This is a genomic window from Thalassomonas sp. M1454 (assembly GCF_007097525.1).
In the GTDB taxonomy this organism is placed as follows: Bacteria; Pseudomonadota; Gammaproteobacteria; order Enterobacterales; family Alteromonadaceae; genus Thalassotalea_A.
In genome coordinates, this window is sequence record NZ_VKDD01000004.1 from 48,427 (window position 1) to 60,268 (window position 11,842).

9 protein-coding genes are annotated in these 11,842 nt (G+C 36.3%); 8 read left to right on the forward strand and 1 reads right to left on the reverse strand.

Features of this window, described 5'->3' with window-relative positions; genetic code table 11:
* The first annotated feature begins 128 nt into the window (after nucleotides 1–128).
* The 3 genes from FNN08_RS10070 (at nucleotide 129) to FNN08_RS10080 (ending at nucleotide 4,414) form a co-directional block, all read left to right on the forward strand.
* Nucleotides 129–1,199 carry a DUF1254 domain-containing protein gene (locus tag FNN08_RS10070; protein WP_143585366.1) on the forward strand — a complete coding sequence of 357 codons (1,071 nt, stop codon included), beginning with the start codon at nucleotides 129–131 and terminating at the stop codon, nucleotides 1,197–1,199.
* 375 nt (nucleotides 1,200–1,574) lie between these two features.
* The gene (locus FNN08_RS10075) at nucleotides 1,575–2,633 is read left to right on the forward strand and encodes a DUF1214 domain-containing protein (RefSeq protein WP_143585368.1); all 1,059 of its coding nucleotides are present in this window, start codon (nucleotides 1,575–1,577) and stop codon (nucleotides 2,631–2,633) included.
* Between the two features lie 707 nt (nucleotides 2,634–3,340).
* A complete protein-coding gene (locus FNN08_RS10080) occupies nucleotides 3,341–4,414 on the forward strand; it encodes a DUF1214 domain-containing protein (protein ID WP_143585370.1) in 1,074 nt (357 codons plus the stop codon).
* A 133-nt stretch (nucleotides 4,415–4,547) separates the two neighbouring features.
* Here FNN08_RS10080 and FNN08_RS10085 read toward each other — a convergent pair whose 3' ends face one another.
* The gene (locus FNN08_RS10085) at nucleotides 4,548–5,042 is read right to left on the reverse strand and encodes an NYN domain-containing protein (protein WP_143585372.1); all 495 of its coding nucleotides are present in this window, start codon (nucleotides 5,040–5,042) and stop codon (nucleotides 4,548–4,550) included.
* 135 nt (nucleotides 5,043–5,177) lie between these two features.
* On the opposite strand from FNN08_RS10085, the gene FNN08_RS10090 reads away from it, so the two are divergent.
* The 5 genes from FNN08_RS10090 to FNN08_RS10110 all read left to right on the forward strand — a co-directional run bounded on the left by FNN08_RS10090 (nucleotide 5,178) and on the right by FNN08_RS10110 (nucleotide 11,836).
* Nucleotides 5,178–5,651, forward strand: coding sequence for a peroxiredoxin (locus FNN08_RS10090; protein ID WP_143585374.1), 474 nt, complete (start codon nucleotides 5,178–5,180; stop codon nucleotides 5,649–5,651).
* Between the two features lie 42 nt (nucleotides 5,652–5,693).
* Nucleotides 5,694–6,227 (forward strand): non-heme ferritin, encoded by a 534-nt coding sequence (ftnA, locus tag FNN08_RS10095; RefSeq protein ID WP_143585376.1) that lies wholly within the window; start codon nucleotides 5,694–5,696, stop codon nucleotides 6,225–6,227.
* A 14-nt stretch (nucleotides 6,228–6,241) separates the two neighbouring features.
* Nucleotides 6,242–7,432 (forward strand): NAD(P)/FAD-dependent oxidoreductase, encoded by a 1,191-nt coding sequence (locus FNN08_RS10100; protein WP_143585378.1) that lies wholly within the window; start codon nucleotides 6,242–6,244, stop codon nucleotides 7,430–7,432.
* A 569-nt stretch (nucleotides 7,433–8,001) separates the two neighbouring features.
* Nucleotides 8,002–11,448 (forward strand): response regulator, encoded by a 3,447-nt coding sequence (locus FNN08_RS10105; protein ID WP_185962626.1) that lies wholly within the window; start codon nucleotides 8,002–8,004, stop codon nucleotides 11,446–11,448.
* Nucleotides 11,449–11,470: 22 nt separating this feature from the next.
* Nucleotides 11,471–11,836 (forward strand): response regulator, encoded by a 366-nt coding sequence (locus FNN08_RS10110; RefSeq protein ID WP_143585382.1) that lies wholly within the window; start codon nucleotides 11,471–11,473, stop codon nucleotides 11,834–11,836.
* Nucleotides 11,837–11,842: the final 6 nt, after the last annotated feature.

Here is an 11,842-nt window from a genome sequence, read left to right on the forward strand (position 1 = left end):
AAATCACTACCATTTTATTGGGTATTCATTTGAATTTATTAAAATTTTTATTAAGCTTTATTTATAAACAACAAAGAGTAAACATAGGTTTGTTACAGCAAACATTTATTAGTATTAAGGAATAGAAGATGAAAAAATTAGTATTAGCAACAGCAATTTGTTTCGGTGCAATGTCGGCTTCAGCTTTTGCTGCTGAAAAGGTTACAACATTAGCCGGATTTTTCTCTGAAGACGGCGTAAAAGTAACGGAAGATAGCTACCCAACGCATGAAACATCACGCCAACTAGTAAAGATTCAAGACAAAGTAGGCGTAAACAAGTTTGACCACAAACGTTTACTTACACCAACAGACGCGCAGCCAGTAGTTCGTATGAACCGTGATACTTACTATTCATTTTCTTTAGTAGATGTATCTGAAGGTGCATACATTACTCTACCAGAAGTGCCTGAACTGCCAGGTGGTACGTACATGACGATAGAAGTTGTAACTGAAGACCACCGCGTACAACCTATGGTTTACGGTCCTGGTAAATATAACTTAACAACTCATATTGGCGATCACGTATATGCACTTGTTCGCTTAGATGCTCGATTTTCAGTAGCAGAAGCCAATGCATTACAAGACAAAATGTCAATTACGGCAAAATCAAGCAAGCCATTTGACACCGTGCAAGTTGATAAAGAGTCATTTGAAAAAATTGAAAATGGCTTAAAGAAACAAATGGTTGGTTTAGCTAAAGAGAATCCAGCTGAAGCTACTTTTGGTATGTTTACAGCTCCTACGGATGATTCTAAAGAATTATTTGTTAAGAAAAAATATGCTGTAGGCGCTGCTATCGGTTGGGGCGGTGCGCAATTAGTTGATAACTTATACGAAGTATCTGGAAACTACCCTACAGGTGTATGCCATCAAGCGACATTTGAAGATCCAAAAGACAAAGCGTTTTGGTCTTTCACTGTGTATGACAAAAAAGGTTTCATGTTTAAAGACGTAGCTAACATGAGCTCTACTACTGCTAAGCCTAATAAAGATGGTACGTACACGGTTAGTTTCGGTTGTGGTAAAAATGCAATCAACAACCTTGAAACAGATAACCCTACAGGCGTATTTAACTTAGCAGTACGTCACTACGTCCCTTCAGATCGCGTAAGAAACGAAGGCTACCGTTTACTGCCATTCGTTAAAGCGGTTAAATAGTAATTAGTGGTTAATATTCTGTAAAAAATACACACTAATTTGTAAAGGTCGCTTACAAAGCGGCCTTTTTTTATGTCTATCGATAAGAGCAAAAAATAGCTATAAGCCAGTTATGAGTGCGTTTAGCCATGATTCTGTATCTGATTATGCATTAATGTTATAAGGCTCGATGTGTATTATTCATTTGTGTAGGTTATAAATTCAGCTAATATTACCTCATCAAATTCGTTAACGACTTATTTACAGCGAGATATGCAAAATTAGCTTTAATTACATATCTTAACAATTATTAACAAGTGTTTAATTGTGTGTTGTAAATAAGGTGTTAACATTAAGTTATTAAGTCTATAACCCTTTATATGGTAGGTGTTCAAAATGAAAAAATTAGTATTAGCAACAGCAATTTGTTTTAGTGCAGTTTCTCTTTCAGCAATGGCTGGAAATATGGCAACAAACGAAGCTCAGTTTTTTGATAAAAATGGTACAGTAGCAACAGAAGCAAACTACCCAACATTAGAAACGTATCGTCAATTGCTAAAAACTCAAGATGAAGCGGGTATAAACAAATTACTTCATAAGCGTGAGTTAACGCCAACAGATAAACAAGCTGTTGTTCGTATGAACCGTGATACTTACTATTCATTTGCTACTGTTGATGTATCTAAAGGCGCATACATTACTATGCCAGAAGTTCCAGAAGGTACTTACATGTCAGTACAGCCGGTAACAGAAGATCACCGCATTCAAGCGATGACATACGGCTCAGGTAAATTTAACTTAACAACGCATACAGGTAACTACTTACATTTAGTTATTCGTTTAGATTCATCACTGTCAAAAGCTGATGCTCATAAATACCAAAACATGATGAAAATAACGGCTAATTCAAGCGTGCCATTTACTGCAAAACCAGTAAATAAAGAGTCATTCCATAAAGTAGAGAATGAGTTAAAAGCACAAATGCCTGCATTATTTAAAGCGGAAGGTGCTGAAGCTTTATACGGTATGTTTACTGACCCTCGTGATTCTTCAAAAGAAATGTTTACTAAGAAGAAATATGCAATTGGTGCTGCAATTGGTTGGGGTGGTGCACAACTTGTAGATAACGCATATGAAGTATCTGGAAATTACCCTGATAACCAATGTTACCAAGCAACGTTTGAAGATCCTAAAAACAAAGCATTTTGGTCTTTCACTGTATACGACAAAAAAGGCTTTATGTTTAACGACCTTGCTAGCTTAAACTCTAACCAAGCAAAGGCAAATAAAGATGGTACATATACTATTAGCTTTGGTTGTGGTGATGATGCAATTAACAACATCAAAACTAAAAACGACACAGGTATGTTCAACTTAGGTATTCGCCACTACATGCCTTCTGAGCGTGTAATTAACGGCTACCGTTTATTACCAACTGTTAAAGCTGTTAAATAATTATTTAACACTTAATTAAGAAAAATATCAAAGGCCGCTTTTTAGCGGCTTTTTGCATTCAGGGATGAATGTATGCAAACCACCATGGATGGTTTTAGGTTTGTAAAGTAGGATGTAGGTACTTAGGCTCTGTCTGGAACATTGAGCCTGTGCATTCAGGATGTGGAGTATGCCCAAACACCATGGATGGTGTAGTTTCGGTAGTGCATGAATGTATGCAAACCACCATGGACGGTTTTAGGTTTGTAAAGCAGGATGTAGGTACTTAGGCTCTGTCTGGAACATTGAGCCTGTGCATTCAGGGATGTGGAGTATGCCGAAACACCATGGACCATTCCTTCGCATCCCCGGTAATTGCTCCTGCATTACTCTAATGCTTCACATCCATGTGAGAAATGCGATCATGGTATTCGTACATACCTATACTGCCCTAGTATAAATTTTCTCGCCTAGTTAAATATCATCAGAAACGTTAGGTTTTAAGGTCTCTGTAACCTTTATGAGCTAATCAAAAGCTTTAAATTAAATAGGATGGTTTCGAAGAAACTTACATTATTTTAGGCTCATTAATTAAGGATATACGCTGTGCGTATAGCACATATAAAAATGTATTATTGGATTTATATCTGGTGCCCGTATAAAATTTCATCATCAAGTTACTTAGACGTTAAGTAATTTATTTTAAATTTTAATTATAGGTAAAGACAATGAACAAATTATTATTAGCAGCAACAATCAGCGCAAGCCTTTTATCACTTTCTGTAAATGCCGCAGAGATGACTGACAGCTTAAAAAATTACTTTTCTGCCGATGGCGTACAAGTAACAGAAGATAACTACCCAACGCTAGAAACATCACGTCAGTTAGTTAAAATTCAAGATAAAGTTGGTGTTAATAAGTTTGACCATAAACGTTTACTTACACCAACTGACGCACAACCAGTTGTTCGCATGAACCGTGATACGTACTACTCATTTTCTTTAGTTGATGTATCTGAAGGTGCTTACGTTACTTTACCTGAAGTACCAGAGCTTCCTGGTGGTACTTACATGTCATTAGAGGTGGTTACTGAAGATCACCGCGTACAACCTATGGTATACGGCCCAGGCAAATTTAATTTAACAACTCATAATGGCGATCACGTATATGCGCTAGTTCGTTTAGATGCTCGTTTTTCTGTAGAAGAAGCAAATGCACTTCAAGATAAAATGAAGATCACTGCTAAATCAAATAAGACATTTTATGCTGAGCAAGTAAATCATGAGTCATTTGAAAAAGTTGAAAACGGCTTAAAAGCCCAAATGCCAGGGTTATTAAAATCTAATCCAGTTGAAGCTACTTTTGGTATGTTTACAGCGCCTACAGATAATTCAAAAGAATTATTCGTGAAGAAAAAATACGCAGTTGGTGCAGCTATTGGCTGGGGTGGCGCGCAGTTAGTTGATAACGTATATGAAGTATCGGGTAATTACCCTATGGATAAATGTCACCAAATGACGTTTGAAGATCCAGAAAACAAAGCATTCTGGTCGGTAACTGTTTATAACAAAAAAGGTTTTATGTTTGGTGATTTAGCTAACCTAAGCTCAAACACTGCTAAAGTAAACAAAGATGGCACATACACTGTTAGTTTTGGTTGTGGCGCAGATGCAATTAACAATATCCCTACTAAGAACGATACAGGCGTATTTAATATTGCGATGAGACACTATGTTCCTTCTGACCGTGTAAGAAACGAAGGTTACCGTTTACTACCATTTATGAAGCAAGTTAATAAATAATTAACGCTGAATTGATAATGAATTTTAAAGGCCGCTTTTTAAGCGGCCTTTATTTTTTTAATCGTTTTAGGCTAGGAAAATAATAGTAAGTATAACTATTTCGTATTGTACAATTTGTCTTATCTAGAGGGAACTACAACAATAAATTATCATCAATACCAATAAAATCATCACAAGCTATCAGTAGCGATGTTGCGGTTAACTCTTCTACGCCAACAACAGTTACTTCACATTTATGCTTAGTTCGTAATTTAGTTACTAATAAATCAAAGTCACCGTCACCTGAAAGTAAAATTACCTTGTCTGCTTGTGCGCCATATTCAATAGCGTCTAGCGTAATACCAACATCCCAGTCACCCTTAGCACTACCGTCTTTGCGTTGAATATAAGGTTTAAGTTTTACCTCAAAGCCGATAGCTCGCAAAATATTTTGAAATTGACGCTGCTTCTCATTACCTGAATCAATAGCATAGGCAAAAGCTTTTACCACTTGCTTATTCTCAGTTGCTAAAGCCCATAGTGCGTTATAGTCAAAGCTGCGGCCGTATTTTTGGCGACAGGTGTAATAAATATTTTGTACATCGACAAAAATGGCGACGCTTTTTTGGGGCTTTTTTTGCTCTGTCATAATAGATAATCTATATATTTTGTTTGCGTTAGTGTAACGCTAATTCCATAATAATTCAGACAAATGTTAACTTAGGGCTTATAATCTTGGTTTGCATTATCAATTATGACCAAATATAAAAAATAAGGGCTACCAATGATAAAAGTTAACGATAAATTTCCTGCTGGCGAACTGCAGCAATTAACTGCACAAGGTATGATTAATCACAATACAGCAGAGTTATTTGCCAATAAAAAAGTTGTTATGTTTGCTGTTCCTGGCGCTTTTACCCCAACTTGTTCACAAGCGCACTTACCTGGATATGTTGTTAACTATGATCAATTTAAAGCCAAAGGTGTTGATGCCGTTATTTGTACCTCAGTAAACGACGCATTTGTAATGGATGCTTGGGGCAAATCACAAAATGCTGAAAATATTCTTATGCTAGGTGACGGTGATGGCTCCGTAGCAAAAGCATTAGGTTTAAGTATGGAAACTGGTGGTTTTGGTGGCCTGCGTTCACAACGTTACGCTATGGTTGTTGAAAATGGTGTTGTAACTCACCTACATGTAGAAGCACCAAAAGAATTTGAAGTAAGTAAAGCTGAAAGCGTACTTGCAGTTTTATAGAACAATATCAGCCAAATTATAAATAAAGACACGAGAAGTATTATGTTAAAAGCAGAAATGGTCGAGCAATTAAATGCTCAAATTAATCTAGAGTTTTATTCATCAAATTTATACTTACAAATGAGTGCATGGTGTGAAGATGCTGGCTTTGAAGGTGCTGCGCAGTTTATGCGTAAACACGCAATTGAAGAAATGCAGCACATGAACCGCCTATTTACTTACGTAAGTGAAACAGGCGCTATGCCAATTCTTGGCGCAATTGATGCGCCGCCACATGAATTTACTTCGTTAGTTGAAGTATTCCAAGAAACGTACAAGCACGAATGTGAAATCACTGAAAAGATTAATGCCTTAGCGCATACCGCATTTACTACGCAAGACTACTCAACATTTAACTTCTTACAGTGGTTTGTATCAGAGCAACACGAAGAAGAAACATTATTTAAATCAATCATCGATAAAATTGAATTAGTTGGTAATGATGGCCATGCGTTATTCTTTGTTGATAAAGATTTAGCTGAGATGGCGAAAGGTGCATCAACTTCAGCAATTCCAGAGCCTGCAGCTGGCGCATAAAGCTTAAGTATATTATGACTCTACACACTGTTGATGTATTAGTGATTGGCGCTGGCGCAGCTGGTTTAATGTGCGCCCTTAATGCCGGATATCGCGGCCGCAATGTTGCTGTTGTCGATATGGGTAAAAAGCCCGGTCGCAAAATCATCATCAGTGGTGGTGGTCGTTGTAATTTTACTAATCAAAGTGCGAGTCCTGAAAACTATCTTTGCCGTAATCCTCACTTTGTTAAATCGGCACTTAGTCGTTATACCCAATACGACTTTATTGACATGGTTGAACGTCATGCGATTGATTATCATCATAAAACCTTAGGGCAATTATTTTGTGATAATAGCGCTCATGACATTGTTGATATGCTAACCACTGAATGTGACTGGGCAGGTGTTGCTATTAACTTGCAAAGTGAAGTTGTAAAAGTTGCCAAAACTGATGATGGTTTTATTGTCACTACCACAGGTAAAGATTATCAGTGCCAATCTTTGGTTATTGCTTCTGGTGGTTTAACCATGCCAAAGCTAGGTGCCTCGCCAATAGGTTATAAAATTGCAGAACAATTCGGGTTAAGCGTTTTACCAACTTGTGCGGCATTGGTGCCGTTTACCTTGCACGAGCAAGATAAACAACGTTTTGATGGCTTATCTGGGATCAGTGTTGATAGTGAAGTTAGCAGCATTGATGGTACTCGTTTTAGAGAAAATATCCTCTTTACTCATAGGGGCTTGTCTGGCCCGGCAATTTTACAAATATCTTCATTTTGGAAGGCTGGTCAAGAAGTGAGCATTAACTTACTTCCCGAAATTCAGTTGTCAGAGCGCCTTTTGCAAGCTCGCAATGAAAGCCCAAAACAAGCCCTTAAAACAGCACTTAGTCATCTATTACCTAAACGCTTAATCGAGCGCCTTTACGATGCTAATGAACTACCAGACAAAGCACTAAATCAATTAACTCATAGTGAACTTAACGAGTTAGATGATTATTTCCATAACTGGAAAATCAAACCTAATGGCACAGAAGGATACCGTACAGCTGAGGTTACCTTAGGCGGCGTTGATACCGACGAGTTATCTTCAAAAACCATGGAAAGTAAAAAAGTACCAGGCCTATTTTTTATCGGTGAAGTAGCCGATGTTACTGGGTGGCTTGGCGGCTATAATTTTCAATGGGCTTGGTCTAGTGGTTGGGCTGCAGGGCAAAATGCGTAATTAGGTGCCGCAATAATAAATTTATTCAAGAATGCTTTTTCAATTTTCATGATGAATTTATTATGGGCTTCTACCAAATTTAATCATCATCCATTAACTCTGTCTATATTTGGTCATTGTGTTTTTAATTTCCCTAAAAATTGAAATCAAAGCTTTATCAATTAGTGTCTAATGACATTAAAAATTTAAACGTTTGATTAGAAATGATTGAAGCACTCTCGAGTTATAGCACTTGATAATTAGCCACTACCAGCAACGAAATTAAATAACTTCCATCGTAAATATATGAAGCTAACATGCCCTAAATTAGTAGCTACTTCCCATTAAATGAAATTATACAAATGTGTTATTAAGTGTTAACATTTTGAGGGCTTTTATAAATCGTTAACATCATGATAAGAACACTTTTATCCATAACTATTTTCAGTTTACATGCTTGTCCTAATCATAAAAAAACAAAACTAAAGGATTAATAGATGTTGAGTAGTATTAATATTCGAACTAAGTTGCTACTAGTCATAGTATCCATAACTATTGTAGTGATACTTGTAAGTGCTATTACAATCAATATGAAAGCGCGTGAAACGGTTAAAAAGCAAGCGTTTGATAAACTTACTGCTATACGAGAAATCAAGTCGCAGCAGATAGAAGGTTACTTTAAACAAATCAACAATCAAGTTATTACATTTTCTGAAAACAAAATGATCGTTTCTGCAATGAATAACTTTCGCGAATCATTTGTAAATATTGAAGATGAAATTCTACATAAAAACGAAAGCTATAAAAACATAGATAAAAACCTAAAAGAATACTATCAATATCAGTTCGCATCTAAGCTTGAAAAACAAAAAATTGAGCAGATCAATATCGACGATTTATTGCCTTTAAGTAGTCGTAGTCGTTTATTACAATATTTATATATATCGAATAATCAACATCCAACTGGTGAGAAACACTTGCTAGATCAATCTGATGATATTTCTAGTTATTCGGCAGCTCATAAAGTTTACCACCCAATAATTAAGTCTTATTTAGAAAAGTTTGATTTTTATGATGTATTTCTTGTTGATGCAAAAACAGGAAGTATCGTTTATAGCGTTTTTAAAGAAATTGATTACGCAACAAATTTGCTAGAGGGGCCGCATCGTTATAGCAACTTAGGTGAAGTTTTTAAACAAACCTTAAAAGCAACTAAAAGTGACTCTGTTCGCATTGTTGATTTTAAACCTTACCTTCCTTCTTATAATCAACCAGCATCTTTTATGGCATCGCCAATCTATGATGGTGATGAAAAAATTGGCGTATTAATATTCCAAATGCCAGTGAATCAAATCAATGAAATCATGACTAATAATAATCATTGGAATACCGTAGGGCTTGGGGATACAGGGGAAAGTTACCTTGTTGGTGAAGATTTAATGATGAGAAGCCAACCTCGTTTACTAATTGAAGATAAAGAGAACTACTTGTCTGCACTTGAAAAAAATGGTGTCACTAGTTCAGTTAGAAATATTATTCGTAACTTTAATAGTGCGATTGGTCATCATAAAATGGATAACCAAATAGTGAGGGCGGCTTTAGATGGGGATATAGGCGAAAAAACGTTTAAAGATTACCGTAATCAAACCGTATTTGCATCGTATAAACCACTAAACCTTGAAGGTTTAAATTGGGTAATCTTTAGCGAAAAAGATGAGTCTGAAGCTTACGCCAGTTTCGTAGAACTTCGTCGCCAAATTTTGGTGTTCTCTATTTTACTTATCGCTTTCGCTATTATCGTTTCCTACTATGTGGCAAATTCGTTAACCAAACCATTATTGAAGTTGGGTGACTCAGCTAATAACCTTGCAAAAGGAAATCTAGATGATCCGATCGAGCGCAGTAATAATGATGAGATAGGTGATTTATCTGATCATTTTGAAAACATGCGATTAGCCCTAAATAAAACATTCATAGAGCTTGAGCAAAGCAAAGAAGAACTTGAAGATCGTGTTAAAGAACGAACTCAAGAGCTAAACAGTACGCTTTCAGTGCAAGAAGAGCAAAATAAACAGCTAGAACTACAGAATGTAGAGTTAGAAAGAATTCAAAAAGAAATTGCAAACAGTGAACAACGTGTCTCAACGATTATACAGTCGAGCCCAGATGGTATTGTAACTATTGATAAGGCAGGAATATTACAAACATTTAATTTCACTGCTGAAAATATGTTTGGCTATGCTGCAAGAGATATCCTTGGTAAGAATATCAAAATATTAATGCCTAAAGATATCGCTTTGGAGCACGATTATTATTTAGAAAAGTACATTCCAAATAGTGACTCTAAACTGGTTGGTAGAATGCGAGAAGTTATTGCTCGAAGACAAAATGGTGAGTTGTTCCCAATCGAATTAGCTGTAGAAGAAGTATTTATTGATAATGAGATTGTTTTTATTGGCATTATGCGTGATATAACTGCCCGTAAGAAAATGGAAAAGGAAGTTCAGCTTGCAAAAGAAAAAGCTGAACAGGCAAACCAAGCGAAAAGTGGTTTCCTAGCTAATATGAGCCATGAATTAAGAACACCAATGAATGCCATCATCGGATATTCTGAGATGTTAGTTGAAGATGCTGAAGACGATGGCTTAGATGACATGGTTGATGATCTCAATAAAATCACAACTGCCGGTAAACACTTGTTATCGTTAATAAACGATGTGTTAGACATATCTAAGATTGAAGCGGGCAAAATGGAATTGTTCTTAGAAGACTTTTCATTATCCGATGTTATTAATGAAGTTAGCTCTGCCACGCAAACTTTAGTAAATAAAAATAACAACCATTTAAGTCTCGAGTTAGATGATAAGCTTGATGTCTTGCATGCGGATATGACTAAGATAAAGCAAATTCTGTTTAATCTATTATCCAATGCTTCTAAGTTTACTCATGATGGTGAAATCACCATTAAAACTCATTTCATTAATAAAAATGGTATTGAACTAGTATCTATTTCGGTAATTGATACCGGCATAGGAATTGCTGAAGATAAAGTTGATAAGGTATTTAAAGAGTTTTCCCAGGCCGATGAATCTACTACTAGAAACTACGGTGGCACTGGACTTGGCTTAGCTTTAGTTAAACATTTTAGCCAATTAATGGGCGGAAGTGTTTCACTTGAAAGTGTTCTTGGTAAAGGTTCAACCTTTACCTGCGAATTGCCAATAAAGGTTCTTTCTATTGAGGAAAGTACTGACTTGCCCATAGAAAACGTGGACGATATAAAAGAACATGTAAAAGAATTAGATAATGCAGGTTCTGGCTGTAAAACCATTTTATCTATAGATGATGACCCACATGCTCGAGATCTTTTATGTAGAAATCTAGCCAATGAAGGCTATAACGTTGTAACTGCAGAAAATGGTATGGAAGGCCTTCAAAAGGCTAGAGAGTTAAAACCATCATTGATCACGTTAGACATTATGATGCCTGAAATGGATGGTTGGGAAGTTCTTAAAGCATTAAAAGCGTCACCGGATACAAAAAATATTCCGGTTGTAATGGTATCTATCGTTGGCGATAAAGCCATGGGGACATCGTGTGGCGCTGTTGATCATATAAGTAAGCCAGTTAATCGTAGCTTGTTAAAAGAAATAGTATCTAAATATGCATTACGAGGTAACGCATTAATAGTTGAAGATGATGCCAATGCTCGAGAGATCGCAGTGAAATCGCTGAACTCAATCGGTTGGAAAACCGGTGAAGCAGAGAATGGAAAAATTGCCTTAGATGAATTTAATAAAAATTCATATGATTTAATATTACTGGATATCATGATGCCGGTGATGGATGGGTTTGAGTTTTTGCAAAAACTAAGGGCAACCCAAAAGGGTAGTAATGTACCGGTTATTGTATTGACAGCAAAAGATTTATCGAAAGAAGAAAAAGAAATACTGCAAGGCAATGTTAAGCAAGTATTTTCTAAAGGTGACACTAGTATTGATGAGTTAGTGTCACAAATAAATAATCAATTTGATTAGAGTTAAAGAACTGGAGAGTTTAGTGAGTAAAGTATTACTTGTTGAAGACAATGAAATGAATAGAGACATGCTCTCTAGACGTTTAATTAAAAAAGGTTTCGAAGTTGTTATGGCTTTTGATGGCCAACAAGGCGTAGAAATGTCGGTTTCGGAAAAGCCTGACATTATATTGTTAGATATGAGCCTGCCCGTAATGGATGGTTGGACTGCTGCAGGCCATATAAAGGCTAATGCTGAGACAAAAGAAATTCCTGTCATCGCCTTAACTGCTCATGCAATGGCTGAAGACAGGGAGAAAGCCCTTGCCGCTGGTTGTGATGAATACGATACAAAGCCTATCGATTTCAAAAGGTTGTTAGTGACAATGAATAAGTTTTTAAATTCTTAGTCAATG